Below are 15,697 nucleotides of genomic sequence, written 5' to 3' on the forward strand. Positions count from 1 at the left end.
TATTAATAATAGTTACTTAAACTAAGACCTTTAATAAGGGCAGAAACTGAAATTCTATATGGTTCTAAGTAACTTTTAAAAAGAACGGAGACTAATACGGGGGATGGCTCTAAAAAGCTAGCTGGCCGCTAAAGTTCACTCCGTTCTTTTGTGTTTTTGGTTATCAACAAAATAAGAGTTATTAACAAAGAAAAAAAGAAGCAAAAAAAGAAATTTCATCATAACTATTATGTTTTTATTTTAAGTAATTATTTCTATTTGCTAATCTAAAGGCCGGGTAGTTTATGATTCTTTTTAATGCTTCTTCGTCATTGGGGTTCATTAACAGTCTCAAATAGGACAGAATGTCTTTGATTTCTTTTCTTTGATAAAATGAAATACCTCCGTATATCTTATATTTTATGTCTTTTTTCCGCAATGCGTCTTCTATTGCTCTGGATTGGGCATTGGTACGATATAAAACAGCAAATTGGTCATTCTGTAATTGAAAATTCATTTTGTTATCAAAAATAGATTGTGCTACAAAACGTCCTTCTTCACCGTCGGAAATGGTATGCATTACTTTGACAGGTTCTCCCGCTTCATTAGATGTCCAAACCTCTTTATTTAATTTGGTTTTGTTTTTTTCTATAACCGAATTTGCCGCATTTACAATATTTTTTGTCGACCTGTAATTTTGTTCTAATTTAAATGTTTTTACATCCGGATAATCTCTCTGAAAATTCAGGATATTTTGGATGTTTGCTCCTCTAAATGCGTAAATACTTTGAGAATCATCTCCTACTACGCAGATATTCTGAAAACGATCTGCCAGGGCTCTTACGATTAGATATTGCGAGTGATTGGTATCTTGGTACTCATCTACCAAAATATATCTGAATCGATCCTGGTATTTTGCCAACGTTTCCGGAAAAAGAGTAAGTAGCTCATTGGTTCTCAACAATAAATCATCAAAATCCATAGCTCCGGCCCTAAAGCATCTGTCCACATATTCTTTATAAACTTCTCCTGTTTTAGGTCTGCTTGCCATCAGATCTGTTTCTTGTAAACCGGAATCATTAAAATACGCTGTTACGGTGATTAATGAATTTTTAAAAGAAGATATCCTGTTGACCATTTGTTTTGGTTTGTATCGTTCTTTATCCAACTCCATTTCTTTGATAATCGCAGTCATTAAACGAACTGAATCTTGTGTATCGTAAATAGTAAAATTCGAGGGAAAACCTAATTTATCTGCTTCTGCCCGCAAAATTCTGGCAAACACAGAATGAAAGGTACCCATCCATAAGTTTTTAGCCTCATTTGTACCAACAATACCTGCAATTCTCTCCTTCATTTCCCGGGCTGCTTTGTTTGTAAAAGTAAGTGCCAGAATGTTAAACGCATCCACCCCGTATTCTATGATAAAAACAAGTAAAAGTTGAGATATTATTTTTACTAATTTATGCAGCAAATTTAAAAGTATCTACATAGGGTGTTTGTCGTTTGACAACGGCAAACACTCTTGCTATTAATTTGTTTCTAATAATGTTAACGGTACTCATTTTACTTTTGCCTTGTTTTATTCTTTTATGATAGTATAATTTCATTTCTGGGTTATGTTGTATAGCAGAAATAGCGCACATATTAATAATTGCTTTCAATTTTTTATTAGCCAAATGAGAGACTTTTGTACGTCCTTTAATACTAGTTCCAGATTGGTAAGGAAAAGGAGCAACACCACAATAAGAGGCAAACTTTCTCCAGTTTTCAAATTTTGAAAAATTGTCAGTAAACACAATCATCATTATAGCAGTTTGCATTCCTATACCTTTAACACTAGTAACAAGTTTATAGGTTTCTTTTAACATTATATTTTGGTCAATAATAGCTTGCATTTGAGTATTAATCTTGTGTATTTGTTTGGTTAGTTCTGCAATCATTTTTTGTTGAACGTCAAAGATTATTTTATACTCTTTTGCTTTATAAATTCTTTTTTGTTCTTTCAAAGTAACTTTAAAACCAGCTCTTTGTTTGTTAAGTTTTGTCCTTAAAGATAAGAGACTTTTTAGTTGTAATATACTTCTTTTAGGTAGCTTACTGGGTTTAAGTTCTTCTTTTAATCGATACCCATATAGAGCAATGCGTTTGGCATCAATTTGGTCATCCTTTCCACGAGCAATACCAATAGATCTTTTAATTTCTAAACCAGAAGCTATGAAAAAAGATAATTTTTGTTCAGTTAAAGACACAGATAATAAATGAGAGTACATTCCTGTATGTTCAAATACAAACATGGTTTCTTCTTTAGAGAAAGACGAATTTTTAAAACTCCACTTTAGCATTAATTTAAATCCAGATTTACTGTTCTCAAACTGTTGAACAATTTGTTTAGAATAGATACAAACATCAATTAATAATTTACTGACATCGATTCCGATAATTTCATTTGTTTTCATAATTTTGTAATTAGATATTAATAATAGTTACTTAAACTAAGACCTTTAATAAGGGCAGAAACTGAAATTCTATATGGTTCTAAGTAACTTTTAAAAAGAACGGAGACTAATACGGGGGATGGCTCTAAAAAGCTAGCTGGCCGCTAAAGTTCACTCCGTTCTTTTGTGTTTTTGGTTATCAACAAAATAAGAGTTATTAACAAAGAAAAAAAGAAGCAAAAAAAGAAATTTCATCATAACTATTATGTTTTTATTTTAAGTAATTATTTCTATTTGCTAATCTAAAGGTAGGATATGTGATACGTTTTAGTGCACCTAATAGAGTTGTATTAAAATTGGTTACTTTTCGTCCTAACAGGGTATTATTATAATTACTGTTCAGAAGGGTTGTACTGTAATACCCCCAAACATCTTGGTTGTCTGAGTTGATAATGGATGGAGGTGTTCCATAATAAGCTAATTCATAGGCGTTATCTTCTGTGTCATTTTGACCTAAAACTTCTACTTTTGTTAATAGTTTAAAGTTTGAATTGACATTATCATAGGTGAATTCATAAGATTTTATTTTATTGTCAAAATTGTCGTACAAGCTTATACTATGTAGGTAACTATTAGTTGCATTGAGTGAACCTGCCGGTGCAGTGCGTACATCAAAATGCAATTCGCCGTCTGGAAAAGTGATTTTTGAAATTTGATTTTTACCTGCTACCGTAGTTTCCATATAACTGGTTATCACTGATTGGGCATTTGTACATGAGCTTGAAATTAAATGACCAGCAAAAAAATCAGAATAACTATCAACTTGTCCATTGCTCATAATCAATTCACGATAGGATTTTGAAATACCTTGTTTATGGTAATCATCTTCCTGCGTATATTCAAAATCTATGGTTTGGTCTGAAGTAGGTAAACTTATTTTTGATAATGCCCATGCTGAGTTGTAAATCATTGGTGGAGCCAATTGCTCATTATCAGTTATAGGTTCGGAAGTAGTTTCCTCCGGATAGGCAAAATCATAAGTAATACCATTGTCATCTATAATCCTATAACTATTGGCAGTTGGTTTTGTAATCTGGTAATTCTTATGGGGCCTGAAAATAATATCACCATCTTCATTATGGTAAAAATTAGCTGAAAGTGTTCCTGCATTTATAACAAATTTATCAGGTTGTGAATCCATCACATTGCTTGATGCTTTTCTAAAGAAGTTATTTAGATGGGCTTCTCTTGCTTCTGCACTCATATTGCTAAAACCATGTTCAATAAACGGCACGACATAATCTTTACCAATATTACCTGCAACATATCCTAAACTGCCTTCATCCGGTTTACCTCTTAGTTGTCTTACAATCATGCCTCCTGCATGCAATGTCCAACCCAAACCTACTAAACCGGGATCTTCTTCGGCTAATAATCCGGAATGGTTATAAGATAAATAAACAGGCAATTCAAATCCTGCTTCTTTAATGGTATAGATAGGAATCGAATAATTAATCCGGCCACTGGCCAAATTCACCGGCAGATCACCGTATTTTCCCAAACTGGCTGCTTCGGGAGAAACAGGGGCTACGCTAGGGAGTTCTAACTTTGATAAGTCCTGATTTCCTTGAGCAGTACTAAAGCTTGAAACATAAGCTAGTACAATGCTTAAAAATAGTTTTTTCATATTGATTTGATTTAAATGATACTTCTGTGTTTTTGGTTTGTTGTTCTCATATTTTGGCTTTTTATTAAATAATGATACAAACCTATTTGCTTTTTTTGAAACTTCAGTACGCCTGAACCGTACTTTTTTTACTTTTCGCTTTTTTTCATATAGTGTAACTTTTTAGGGTTCATACTATTTTTACTTTAATACCAACAACAGGCTACCGTTTGAATAGCTATCTGTAAACAGCCGAAAAAAGCACACAACTCCAAGGGAATTCTTATCTTAACTCTGAAAAAACTATGGGGCCATAGCAATCTTCGTCTCTTATGTTAGCAGTAGCAAAGATAGGGGTCAAGCAAAAAAGTTGTGGGATTTAGATTTTTACGCATAAATTTTAGATAGTCTGAATAGGAAGAAAGGAACAGATCTTACGCCTCTAAATTGTAGTCTAAAAGTTTTTATTTTAGCATTAAAAGATTCAGCAGAAGCATTGGTACTTCTATTATCAAAGAAATTTAAGATGCTTCGATAATGACTTTGTATTGATCTAGCTACTGTTCCAAAACTTTTACTGAACTCTGATTTTTCTACCTTATCATACCATCTAGCTAGTTTTGTATATGCTACCGCCTTGTCTTTTGTCTTTTGATAAATCGTTGCCAGTTCTCTAGTAAGCTCATAAGCTCGTTCCAAGTTGGGGTATCTTTCAAAGAGTAATTCTGCTCTAAATTTTTGTTTGGCTGTCCATTTGTTAGGGGCTTTAAAGAGTAAATACCTACTTCTAGCTAGTAGTTGTTTGGGAGTATCTCCATTGTCAAGGATATTCGGTTTAAAGTTTTTTCCTGTTTCTTTAGCCAATGCTATTTCATTATTTTCTTGTTCTATGGTTTTCCATCTATACTGTATTCGAATTTCTTGCAAGGCATCATAAGCTCGTTTTTGTACATGAAATCGGTCTGTGACCTGAGTAGCTTTAGGAAAGGCTTTTTTAGCAATCTTTTCCATAGTAGGTGCCATATCCAAAGTGATTTCTTCTACTAAATATCGGTCTTTACTTGGAATTTTCCTTAACACTTCTATGACTCGTTCACTTTGTGTGGTAGCTACTATGGCTACTAAACTGCCTCGTTTTCCTTTACCTGCTTTGTTGGTAATCACTGTATAGAGCTCGCCTTGAGTAAGTGCTACTTCATCAATACTTAAATGAGTTCCTATATTCTTCTTAAAAAGCAGCCATTGGTCGGCATGAGCTAATTGATCCCAAGTCAAAAAGTTACTTAAATGATTGCGATATTGTTCTTCTAATCGCTTGCCGTTAAGGTGATAGTAGGTAGATAAACTTTTACAACTTACTGGAATACTATCTAACAAGCCTCTTTAAAAAAAGAGAGAACTCTTCTGTCATTCGAGTTCCCTTTGCTACCAAATTCCAATCTCTTGAGAATACTTCTGAGGTATCAACATAACCATCGTCTACGTTTTACTTGTAAAAAACAAGCCTTGTTACGTACTGGAAAATCTTGAATATCTACTACTGGGTAAAATCCTTTGGAATGTAATTTACGATGAGATAACTCATCTGGTTGTATAGGTTTTTCTTCTAAAACCAAAGTAAGTTTGTTCGTTGAATCTTTTACCTCTTTAAGTTCAAAGTAATCTAAAATACCTTCGGGTAAAAAATGCTTCAGGAGCTCTTGTGTATGCATTTGAGTTTTTAAACCAAAACTCTAAAAAATTAACCTACTCCACAAACTTTTTGCTTGATCCAAAGATAGGCCATATATAGCTACCCTGCAAGAAAGAGCCCTATTTTTAACAAATCAGCAAGGTTTTTTTAGTTTGTTTGAAAATAATGTAACAGAAATGGCAAAACCTTTTAAAAACAGGCAGCAAAAGACAGGTTTAATTGGCTTTTTTAAATAAAGAAATTGTTAAGGGTATGTTAAAAACCGGGGTTAAACCAAAGAAGACTAAAGTAAAGGGTCATTTGTTGTACCGGATAAAATCTATAAAACCTTAATTTATTGCTTAAGTATATTATTTATAGTTAAAAACTTTAGTACATGACAAAAAATATAATTAATTGATTATCAGTAAATTAAATGTTAAATAATTAAAATAAAGCATTGATTTTCAGTATATTAGAAGAATAACATCACTCATTTTTCTAATGAAAAAAACCAATGCTTCCACTAAAAGTAGTGAATTAAATTCAGTTTTAAGTTCTCATTTCCAAGGTAAGATCAATTTGGCAAGAATCAAACTCATATCACATTTCATTATCGCCCTCTGTAAGGTACAGACAGTTACCTTTGAAAAGGTAGCCAACGCTTTTGAGACCTCAGTAGATTCGAAGTCATCACTCAGACGTATTCAAAGATTTATTGCTGATTATTCGTTGGATGGAGATTTGATCGCTCGTCTTATATTTAGTCTCCTTCCTAAGCAAGAGGGATTGATCTTGAGTATTGATAGGACCAATTGGAAGTTTGGTCAGACCAACATCAACATTTTTAAGTTGGGAGTTGTCTATAAAGGTGTTGCCTTCCCATTGTTATTTACTATGTTAGATAAGCCAGGGAACTCTAACAGTCAGGAGCGTATTGATCTTGTGAATCGTTTCATAAGACTTTTTGGCAAAGATGTTATTAAATCCATTGTAGCCGATAGAGAGTTTGTAGGTAATCATTGGTTGGATTTCTTGAATACAAATGGAATCAAATATTATATCCGCATTCGAAACAACTTTAAGGTAGAGCTTCCTGATAAGAACAAAACCATCAAAGTATTTCACTTGTTTAATCCACATAAGATCAATGAGTTTGTGTATTATCCTAAAATTGTACGTGTTAATGGTCAGCTTTGTTTCCTTTCCGGATGCAAGTTGTACCCAAAAAATGGAAAGCCTGATTTCTTAATCATTGTATCGTTCAACGCTCCTGATAAGGCCTTTGAACAATACAAAGAACGATGGCAGATAGAGATGTGTTTTAAAGCAATGAAAGCCAGTGGCTTTGATATTGAAAACACACACCTGCAAGATATTAAGCGTATTGAAAAATTAGTACTGCTTGTAATGATGGCTTTCGTATGGTGTTACAAAGTTGGTATATATTTACATCAGATTAAGCCTATCAAAATAAAAAAGCATGGAAGAATGGCTAAAAGCATATTCAAATATGGATTAGATTATATCGCTTCTGTGCTATTAAACCCTGTAAATCAAAACAATATGAACTTGACTAAATTTTTGTCATGTACTTAGGTTAAAAAGTCTAAACGAGTTCGATATAAAATTTAGATTTAACAGGTTTTAAAAGCTTGTGAGATATGTCAATTACAGTGATTTATGAAATCGTATGACGTTACTTTACATCCATTAATTCTACATCAAAAATTAACGTTGCATTTGGAGGAATGACACCTCCGGCCCCGTTTTCTCCATACCCCAGGTGGGAAGGAATTACCAGGCGCGCTTTACCTCCTGTTTTTAGCAGTTGGGTTCCCTCATCCCAACCTGCAATTACCTGCCCGACGCCAATGGTAAAATCCAGAGGCTGTTTGCGCTTGTATGAAGAGTCAAAAACAGTTCCGTCCGGTAACTGGCCTTTATAATGTACTGAAACCGTAGCTCCTTTAACAGCTTGTTTTCCTGTTCCGTTTTGTAAAATCCGGTAACGTAATCCGCTTGAAGTGGTATCATAGCCGGCAGCTATTTCGTCTGCCAGATCTTTTTGTTTTTGTAGCTCTTCTGCTTCTCGTTTTGCTCTTGCCCCCTCAAAGGTTCTGAAAGCTTCAATGGCGTTAAAATTTTCTGCTTCGATACCCACTTTGATGATTTCGACACTGGTTAGCTGATCTCCTTGTACAACTGTATCTACTACATTTTGTCCTTCTACTACATTGCCAAATACAGTATGTTTGTTATCTAACCAAGGAGTGGGAACATGTGTGATAAAAAACTGGCTTCCGTTTGTTGCCGGGCCCGAGTTTGCCATTGATAAAATACCGGGTTTGTCATGCTTTAGATCTTCATGAAACTCATCATCAAATTTATATCCCGGATTTCCTGTTCCGGTTCCGAGAGGGCACCCTCCCTGAATCATAAAGTCAGTGATAACCCTGTGAAATGTTAAACCGTCATAAAAAGGAGTTCCTTGCGGTTTGGATGAGTTTTCCAGTTTTCCTTCTGCCAAAGCAATAAAATTGCCTACTGTACCGGGGGTTTTTTCAAACTCCAGGTTTACCAGAACAGTACCTTTAGAGGTATTTAATTTTGCATATATTCCATTATTCATAATGATGTGGTTTTATTATTGAATTCGTTTAATTTTTTTGGATTTAAAATTCACTTGTAAAATGTAATCTAACCGATGGGTATTTGCTTTGAGTCATTTGTAGGGTAAAAGCAGAATCTGCCAGAAACACCAATTGCCCTTGCTTGTCTTTAGCCAAATAACGTTGTTTCACTCTCTTAAATTCTTTAAAATCTTCATTTTTTTCATCTTCAGGTTGTACCCAACAAGCCTTATGGACCTGAATATGTTCATAAGTACACTTTGCTCCATATTCATGTTCTAACCTGTATTGAATGACTTCATACTGAAGTGCTCCCACCGTACCGATAATTTTACGGCCATTCATATCCAGCGTAAACAACTGCGCTACACCTTCATCCATCAATTGATCCAACCCTTTATATAATTGCTTGGCTTTCATAGGATCTGCATTGTTCACATAGCGAAAATGTTCCGGAGAAAAACTAGGAATACCTTTAAAGTTGAGTATTTCTCCTTCGGTTAATGTATCTCCGGTTTTGAAATTTCCCGTATCATGCAAGCCTACGATATCTCCGGGGTAGGACTCCTCTACAATTTCTTTTTTTTCTGCAAAAAATGCATTTGGACTGGAAAACTTAATTTTTTTGGTATTTCTAACGTGTAAATACGGTACATTTCTTTTAAAAGTTCCTGAAACTATTTTGACAAACGCCAGACGATCCCTATGTTTCGGATCCATGTTTGCATGAATTTTGAAAACAAATCCCGACATTTTTTGTTCTTTGGAATCAACCATGCGTTCTTCTGCTTTTTTAGCTTGCGGCTTTGGAGCTATCTCTATAAAAGTGTCCAGAAGTTCTTTTACTCCAAAATTGTTTAAAGCCGAACCGAAAAATACAGGTTGTAAATCTCCTTTCAAATATTTCTCCCGATCAAATTTCGGGTATACTTCGTATACTAATTCCAGTTCTTCTCGCAAGTTTTCTGCTGTACTTTCTCCAATAAGAGTATCGAGTTGCGGGTTGTTGATATCATCAAATTGTATCCCTTCGGAAATGGTTTGTTTGTGCTCCCCGGAAAATAGATTCAATTTCTCATTGTAAATATTGTAAATGCCTTTAAAATCGTACCCCATACCAATAGGAAAGCTCATGGGAGTTACTTTTAACCCTAATTTTTGCTCCACTTCATCTAACAGATCGAAAGCATCTTTTCCTTCCCGGTCTAATTTATTGATGAACACAATCATAGGAATTTTACGCATACTACATACCTGTACTAATTTTTCTGTTTGTTCCTCAATTCCTTTGGCAACATCAACAACAATAATTACACTGTCTACAGCAGTTAGAGTCCTGTAAGTATCTTCTGCAAAATCTTTATGCCCCGGAGTATCCAGAATATTGATTTTCTTATCACGATATATAAAAGCCAATACGGAAGTGGCTACGGAAATTCCTCGCTGACGCTCAATTTCCATAAAATCAGAAGTAGCTCCTTTTTTTATTTTATTATTTTTTACGGCACCTGCTTCTTGAATTGCACCGCCGAATAGTAATAATTTTTCAGTTAAGGTTGTTTTTCCGGCATCCGGATGGGAGATGATTCCAAAAGTCCTTCTGCGCTCTATTTCCTTTAGAAAGTCCATCAATAAAAATTAGAGCGCAAATATAGTTTTTTTGTTAAAACCGAAGAAAATAAAGCTTGTTTTAGGATGTTTTTTGAAATTACCTGGACAATACTATGAACATATCACCGTCTGTTACGGTGATATTTCCGACATCTTGCACGAGTGATGTTCTCAATTTTAAAACAGTTCCGTCAAAACTTATAACATTTGCACTAGTAATAACACCTGACGAATTAGTAATATTTATGACATTATTTTGATATGACCACATACCAGCAATATTTGGTACTTCATTAACAACTTGTTGGCTAGTTTGAGATATTCCTGCAAGAGTATAGATGGCCGTAAGAGTAAAACTGCCATTTTGTGTTATGGTTTTTGGATTATCCCCAAAAATCACTTGCTGATTAAAGTTAGAGCCTGTTAATGTATAAACTACACTGATAGGCATATTATCTACAGTAGTAGTTGCCGAACCATTTTCAGTATAAAGTTCTGTAAGATTCCAGGTATTTATCAAATCGGATTCTGATAGTTGAGGGGGATTTGAGTCATTATTGCTACAAGCTATGGCGAGTAACACGGCCCCCCCTGAAATGATCATTTGTCTTAATACTTTCATTTGAATGTAAGTTTTCAATTGGAAATATAATGTTATTTTAATTGCCTTTTATACTATCTGACTCTATATAATTAAAGATTAAAAGATTCAAGGTATTTTTAAAAATGTTTTAACGATTCTTTTAAGTTTTAAACCGAAAGTACAATATTATTAAAAAAATAGTAAATGGTAATACAATAATGTTAAATTTGCATGGATCTTGATTTTCATGAAAGAAGAACAGGTAATTTTGGTTGATGAACATGACAATCCATTGGGTTTAATGCCTAAAATGGAAGCCCATCAAAAAGCGATATTACACAGAGCTTTTTCGGTTTTTATTTTTAATGATAAAAAAGAACTCATGTTACAGCAGCGCGCTGCCAATAAATATCATTCTCCTTTATTGTGGACAAATACCTGCTGTTCTCATCAACGTTACGGGGAAACCTCTACAGAAGCCGGTAAACGACGGTTAGAGGAAGAAATGGGTTTTAGTACGGATTTAAAGGAAGTATTTCGATTTATATACAAAGCATCTTTTGATAACGGATTGACAGAACATGAATTAGATCATGTGATGATAGGAACATATAATGGGGAACCGAAAATTAATAGGGAAGAGGCGGCGTCTTACAAATGGATGTCATTAGCATCTGTAAAAAAAGATATAGAAGTGAACCCTGAATTGTATACGGTTTGGTTTAGAATTATTTTTCGGGAATCGTATGATAAATTATGAATTACGAATAATACATCTTTCAATTTTCAATATAACGATGCCTAAGGTAACTGTTTCCAGAAAAGCACATTTTAATGCAGCTCATAGATTGTACAACCCGGATTGGTCTGATAAAAAGAATGCGGAGGTATTTGGTAAGTGTAGCAATCCAAATTATCACGGGCATAATTATGAGCTGATTGTTTCCGTTACCGGGGAGATAGATCCTGAAACAGGATTTGTGTTCGATTTGGGAAAATTGAAATACTTAATAGCTTCTGAAATTGAAGATCCTTTTGATCATAAAAACTTGAATATAGAAGCGGTCGAGTTTAAAAATCTGAACCCTACTGCAGAAAACATAGCTGTAGTTATTTATAAAAAACTCAGGAATCATATCCCTTCTCAATTAGATTTAAAAGTGAAACTTTACGAAACACCAAGAAATTTTGTGAGTTATTCCGGGGAGTAGATATATATTCTTTTGTGAACTTCATCTTGATGTTTTCTATTTCCTAAAAAAATCCTTGTAAATTTGAATTTTGTTATCTGACAATACATCAAGATGAATCAATTTTTGAAATTTGAACCTATCTTAAAAACTAAAATTTGGGGCGGTGAAAAACTGAAGACTATTTTTGGTAAAACTACAGAGAAAAAAAATATTGGAGAAAGCTGGGAGGTTTCCGGTATGGAAGGGAATGTGTCTGTTGTGACTAATGGTACATTAAAAGGAAAAAGCTTAAAAGAATTACTCATAAAATATAAGAGTGATCTGGTAGGGAATAGCGTATTTAAAGGCTTTGGAGAAAATTTTCCTCTTTTAATAAAATATATCGACGCTAAAGAAACACTAAGTATTCAACTACACCCACATGATGAGTTGGCAAAAAAAAGGCATGATTCGTTTGGTAAGACAGAAATGTGGTATGTGATGCAGGCAGATGAAAAAGCAAATTTAATTGTTGGTTTCAAAAAAGACGTTAGCAAAGAAGAATACCTGAAACATCTGCAAAATAAATCTCTTACGAGTATTTTGAATATAGATACCGTACAAAAGGGAGATGCGTATTTTATTCCAACCGGTTGTGTACATGCTATTGGAGCTGGCGTGTTATTGGCAGAGATCCAGCAAACTTCTGATATTACCTATCGAATTTATGACTGGGACAGACAGGATGTAAATGGAAATTATAGAGATTTACATACTGAAGAAGCTGTTGAAGCTATAGATTACACCTCAAAAAAATCCTATAAAACAGTTTATCGGAAAATTGAAAATACACCTTCCGAAATGATCTCATGTTCTTATTTTACAACCAATATGTTGCTTGTCAACGGTCAACTGACAATCAGCCATTACGATAAAGATTCTTTTGTCATTTATATGTGTATGTCCGGTTCGGCTATTTTTCAAAATAAAAATACTCATGAGAAATTAAAAAAAGGAGAAACCATTTTAGTACCTAATTGTCTGAAAGAATTTGTCATAAATACTGATACTAAAACCGAGTTGCTAGAAGTATATATCAAATAAAAAAAGTATTACAGATATACTCCGAAAACCGTTAGAAAACTTAAAAAAATATAGCATGTATCAAAATAATAAAGTTATTGCATTTGACGCCGATGATACGCTTTGGGTCAATGAAACCTATTTTAGAGAGGCCGAAAATGAGTTCGCAAAATTGCTTTCCGCTTTTGAAACCGAAAATAAAATTCATCAGGAACTGTTTAAAACAGAAATTAAAAATCTCGAAATATACGGATACGGAGTTAAAGGTTTTGTTTTATCGATGATTGAATGTGCTTTAGAAATTTCAAATTCAAATATTCATCTGCATAGTATGGAAAAAATACTTCAGATAGGTAAAGAAATACTGGAGAAACCTGTGGAATTGTTAGATGGAGTAGAAGCGGTATTAAAATCTTTAGCCGGCAATTATAAATTGATTGTAGCTACAAAAGGAGATTTATTAGACCAAGAACGCAAGTTAGAAAAGTCAGGATTGCTAAATTATTTTCATCATGTTGAAGTGATGAGTGAAAAAAAAGAAAAAGATTATTTAAAATTGATCAGGCATCTGGATATAGAACCTTCTCAATTCATAATGATAGGAAATTCTCTAAAATCGGATGTATTACCCTTATTAGTTATTGGAGCACGGGCTATACATGTTCCTTTTCACACCACCTGGGTATATGAAGAAGCTTCCAAGCAAGATACCATGTGTTTAGATTATGATACGGTAGACAGTATTACTGAAATACTCCCATTGCTGTAAAATTTGCGAAACCTTTAAGTAAATAGAACTCATTTAAACTTTTAGAGGTCAGTAGATAATTTCATAACTTGTATGTCAATAAAAATAGGGATTTTATGGAAATTTTCAAGGGTCAAAACCTTTTAGAGTTCGCTGAACGCTTTAAAACAGATGTAGATTGCAAAGCATATCTAGGTCAAATCAAGTGGAAAGAGGGTTATGTATGTCGTAAATGTGGTAATACCAGTTACCAAGTACGTAAGAACTTTTCAAGAACATGCAATAAATGTGGTGATACAGAAAGCCCAACGGCTAACACCATTTTTCACAGAGTGCGATTTGGTGTACGAAAAGCCTTTTTTATCTGTTTTGAAATGGCAACTACCACCAAGAGTTTATCAGCTACACAAATGGGTGTACGCTATGGTATTACAGAAAAGACAGCACGATTGTTTATGCTTAAAGTAAGAGAAGCTATGGCTTCTAGTGAAAATAACCCTATGGATGGTCATGTACAGGTTGATGAATTTGTGTTGGGTGGTTATGAGCAAAACAAGATAGGTCGTAGTTATGATGCTAAGAAAAAGAAGGCTATTACTGCTGTTGAGTTCACAGACCAGGGCAAAGTAAAGCGTATGTATGCTTTAAACATCAAAGATTTTTCTGCACAATCGTTGCAATATATGTTCATTAAGCATATTGATAGAAAGGCTCAAGTAATCACTCACAAATGGAAAGGCTACAGGCCTATTGCAAAAGCCTATAACATTACCCAGATTGATAGCGACAAAGGATTAAACTTTAAAGCCTTACATACGATGATTCATCAAATAAAATCATGGATTAGGACAACTTATTCTTGGGTAAGTGAGTTTAATCTAAACCGATACTTTAATGAGTTTTGTTTTAGAATTAATCGCTCGCAAAACAAAAACACAATATTCAATAACTTAATAACTAAAATGGTCATGAGTGATAAAATTTATCAAAGTGAAATTATATGTAACTAACTACTGATCTCTATAAACTTTTTCAATTTGCTGAAAAATTACTGTTTTCCGCTCTGTTTTTGTCTTTTTTTCCTTCCGTAGCGCTGCTATGCAACTCAAAAAATCCTTCAACAGCCCTAAAAACTTCTAATTTTCGCTTACATCCAAAAAGTTTAAATGAGTTCATGAAAAACGTATGCTATTTTTTTAGTACTTTTATCAATAAAGTAATGTGTGTATAGTTGAGTCAATTCTATAAGGAGTTTAAAGCTTGAAAGTTTTAAGTTAAAGGGAGTTCCAATGCCTAAATGAAGTTGAGCGTTTTATTTGACTTTTCTAATATACGATACCACATGAATGACATTACTTTATATGAGTATGAAAATTATATTTTGAATTTATAACTTTAAACCGATGAGTTATGGCAAGTGTAAAGCATTTGAAAAAGAATATCAATCATGTATTGGGTGATATTATTGAAGAGTGTTATATGTGGGAATTGATGAACCCAAAAGAAAGCACTAAAAAATCCGAAGCTATTATAGATGAAGCCATAGCGGTTTTTGATGAGCTAATAGCGGAGTTGCATATAAAAAATATAGAAAATAAAAAAGCCCATTATAAATCAGTTAGTTTAACTTTGGAAAAAAAAGCAAAAGATTTAGTTGCGAAAGTAAATGCATTATAGGGTGCTTTTAGTAATTCAATAGATTTTGTCTATACTAAATCTTACATAATTTTTATAAAAAAAAGAGAGATAGGTATTTGATTATGAGTGATTAAAAATATTTTAAACTCATGATTTATATGCTACATACGAAATCCTTTTCTTTTACGTTATATACTAAAAAAGAACTTATGGCCAGAGCAATGTTTGAATATACTAAAACCATCCTTAAAAAGGTGAGTTTTAATAAAGAATTGTTTAGTAAAGAGCTGAAAAAAGCATTACAAAGATTATTACCTCATGAAATTAAAGAATTATCCATATGGTTAAAAGAGTATGTGCTAAATAAACCGGAATTGCGTGTTTGTATAAGCATTATTGATAATTAATAATGCCTTCAGCTTTAGATAAGGGATTAAATGGTTTGATTATTCCAAACCAAGTTCCCGTTCTCTA

15 protein-coding genes and 2 pseudogenes are annotated in these 15,697 nt (G+C 33.5%); 8 read left to right on the forward strand and 9 right to left on the reverse strand.

The window, feature by feature from the left end; genetic code table 11:
* Positions 1-271 precede the first annotated feature (271 nt).
* The 5 genes and pseudogenes from GKR88_11515 to GKR88_11535 all read right to left on the reverse strand — a co-directional run bounded on the left by GKR88_11515 (position 272) and on the right by GKR88_11535 (position 5,795).
* Positions 272-1,465 (reverse strand): annotated as a pseudogene (locus GKR88_11515) (AAA family ATPase).
* Positions 1,443-2,438, reverse strand: a complete 996-nt coding sequence (locus GKR88_11520) for a transposase (protein ID QMU64857.1) — start codon at positions 2,436-2,438, stop codon at positions 1,443-1,445. Before GKR88_11520 ends, GKR88_11515 begins: the two are co-directional and overlap by 23 nt.
* A gap of 250 nt (positions 2,439-2,688) precedes the next feature.
* A complete protein-coding gene (locus GKR88_11525; protein QMU64858.1) occupies positions 2,689-4,104 on the reverse strand; it encodes a hypothetical protein in 1,416 nt (471 codons plus the stop codon).
* 366 nt (positions 4,105-4,470) lie between these two features.
* On the reverse strand, positions 4,471-5,448 hold the full coding sequence (locus GKR88_11530) for a DDE transposase (GenBank protein QMU66698.1): 978 nt from the start codon (positions 5,446-5,448) through the stop codon (positions 4,471-4,473).
* A gap of 1 nt (position 5,449) precedes the next feature.
* A pseudogene (locus GKR88_11535) lies at positions 5,450-5,795 on the reverse strand (transposase).
* A gap of 464 nt (positions 5,796-6,259) precedes the next feature.
* On the opposite strand from GKR88_11535, the gene GKR88_11540 reads away from it, so the two are divergent.
* A complete protein-coding gene (locus GKR88_11540; protein ID QMU64859.1) occupies positions 6,260-7,354 on the forward strand; it encodes an IS4 family transposase in 1,095 nt (364 codons plus the stop codon).
* A gap of 100 nt (positions 7,355-7,454) precedes the next feature.
* Here the strand turns inward: GKR88_11540 and GKR88_11545 are convergent, their stop codons facing one another.
* The 3 genes from GKR88_11545 to GKR88_11555 form a co-directional block, all read right to left on the reverse strand.
* Entirely contained in the window at positions 7,455-8,387 is a 933-nt protein-coding gene (locus tag GKR88_11545) for a peptidylprolyl isomerase (protein QMU64860.1), read from the reverse strand.
* A gap of 43 nt (positions 8,388-8,430) precedes the next feature.
* Positions 8,431-10,017, reverse strand: coding sequence for a peptide chain release factor 3 (locus GKR88_11550; protein ID QMU64861.1), 1,587 nt, complete (start codon positions 10,015-10,017; stop codon positions 8,431-8,433).
* A gap of 79 nt (positions 10,018-10,096) precedes the next feature.
* Positions 10,097-10,621, reverse strand: coding sequence for a hypothetical protein (locus GKR88_11555; protein QMU64862.1), 525 nt, complete (start codon positions 10,619-10,621; stop codon positions 10,097-10,099).
* A 208-nt stretch (positions 10,622-10,829) separates the two neighbouring features.
* Between GKR88_11555 and GKR88_11560 the strand changes: the two genes are divergently transcribed.
* From GKR88_11560 to GKR88_11580, 5 genes are all read left to right on the forward strand, one after another.
* On the forward strand, positions 10,830-11,342 hold the full coding sequence (locus GKR88_11560) for an isopentenyl-diphosphate Delta-isomerase (protein ID QMU64863.1): 513 nt from the start codon (positions 10,830-10,832) through the stop codon (positions 11,340-11,342).
* A gap of 37 nt (positions 11,343-11,379) precedes the next feature.
* Positions 11,380-11,793, forward strand: a complete 414-nt coding sequence (locus GKR88_11565; GenBank protein ID QMU64864.1) for a 6-carboxytetrahydropterin synthase — start codon at positions 11,380-11,382, stop codon at positions 11,791-11,793.
* A 93-nt stretch (positions 11,794-11,886) separates the two neighbouring features.
* A complete protein-coding gene (locus GKR88_11570) occupies positions 11,887-12,858 on the forward strand; it encodes a mannose-6-phosphate isomerase (protein QMU64865.1) in 972 nt (323 codons plus the stop codon).
* A gap of 55 nt (positions 12,859-12,913) precedes the next feature.
* A complete protein-coding gene (locus tag GKR88_11575) occupies positions 12,914-13,606 on the forward strand; it encodes an HAD hydrolase-like protein (GenBank protein ID QMU64866.1) in 693 nt (230 codons plus the stop codon).
* Positions 13,607-13,701: 95 nt separating this feature from the next.
* Positions 13,702-14,595 (forward strand): IS1595 family transposase, encoded by an 894-nt coding sequence (locus tag GKR88_11580; GenBank protein QMU64867.1) that lies wholly within the window; start codon positions 13,702-13,704, stop codon positions 14,593-14,595.
* Positions 14,596-14,617: 22 nt separating this feature from the next.
* Here the strand turns inward: GKR88_11580 and GKR88_11585 are convergent, their stop codons facing one another.
* Positions 14,618-14,761 (reverse strand): hypothetical protein, encoded by a 144-nt coding sequence (locus GKR88_11585; GenBank protein ID QMU64868.1) that lies wholly within the window; start codon positions 14,759-14,761, stop codon positions 14,618-14,620.
* 234 nt (positions 14,762-14,995) lie between these two features.
* On the opposite strand from GKR88_11585, the gene GKR88_11590 reads away from it, so the two are divergent.
* Together GKR88_11590 and GKR88_11595 are read left to right on the forward strand one after the other, a co-directional pair.
* The gene (locus GKR88_11590; GenBank protein ID QMU64869.1) at positions 14,996-15,262 is read left to right on the forward strand and encodes a hypothetical protein; all 267 of its coding nucleotides are present in this window, start codon (positions 14,996-14,998) and stop codon (positions 15,260-15,262) included.
* A 170-nt stretch (positions 15,263-15,432) separates the two neighbouring features.
* Positions 15,433-15,630: a hypothetical protein gene (locus tag GKR88_11595; GenBank protein ID QMU66699.1), complete on the forward strand. Its 198-nt coding sequence runs from the start codon at positions 15,433-15,435 to the stop codon at positions 15,628-15,630.
* The last annotated feature ends 67 nt before the right edge of the window (positions 15,631-15,697 follow it).

This window comes from Flavobacteriaceae bacterium, assembly GCA_014075215.1.
In the GTDB taxonomy this organism is placed as follows: Bacteria; Bacteroidota; Bacteroidia; order Flavobacteriales; family Flavobacteriaceae; genus Polaribacter.

Coding starts and splice junctions, on each gene's coding strand:
- GKR88_11520 (QMU64857.1), bottom strand. CDS start 2,438: ATGAAAACAAATGAAATTATCGGAATCGATGTCAGTAAATTATTAATT.
- GKR88_11540 (QMU64859.1), top strand. CDS start 6,260: ATGAAAAAAACCAATGCTTCCACTAAAAGTAGTGAATTAAATTCAGTT.
- GKR88_11585 (QMU64868.1), bottom strand. CDS start 14,761: ATGAACTCATTTAAACTTTTTGGATGTAAGCGAAAATTAGAAGTTTTT.
- GKR88_11575 (QMU64866.1), top strand. CDS start 12,914: ATGTATCAAAATAATAAAGTTATTGCATTTGACGCCGATGATACGCTT.
- GKR88_11590 (QMU64869.1), top strand. CDS start 14,996: ATGGCAAGTGTAAAGCATTTGAAAAAGAATATCAATCATGTATTGGGT.
- GKR88_11550 (QMU64861.1), bottom strand. CDS start 10,017: ATGGACTTTCTAAAGGAAATAGAGCGCAGAAGGACTTTTGGAATCATC.
- GKR88_11595 (QMU66699.1), top strand. CDS start 15,433: ATGGCCAGAGCAATGTTTGAATATACTAAAACCATCCTTAAAAAGGTG.
- GKR88_11525 (QMU64858.1), bottom strand. CDS start 4,104: ATGAAAAAACTATTTTTAAGCATTGTACTAGCTTATGTTTCAAGCTTT.
- GKR88_11560 (QMU64863.1), top strand. CDS start 10,830: ATGAAAGAAGAACAGGTAATTTTGGTTGATGAACATGACAATCCATTG.
- GKR88_11580 (QMU64867.1), top strand. CDS start 13,702: ATGGAAATTTTCAAGGGTCAAAACCTTTTAGAGTTCGCTGAACGCTTT.
- GKR88_11545 (QMU64860.1), bottom strand. CDS start 8,387: ATGAATAATGGAATATATGCAAAATTAAATACCTCTAAAGGTACTGTT.
- GKR88_11570 (QMU64865.1), top strand. CDS start 11,887: ATGAATCAATTTTTGAAATTTGAACCTATCTTAAAAACTAAAATTTGG.
- GKR88_11565 (QMU64864.1), top strand. CDS start 11,380: ATGCCTAAGGTAACTGTTTCCAGAAAAGCACATTTTAATGCAGCTCAT.
- GKR88_11555 (QMU64862.1), bottom strand. CDS start 10,621: ATGAAAGTATTAAGACAAATGATCATTTCAGGGGGGGCCGTGTTACTC.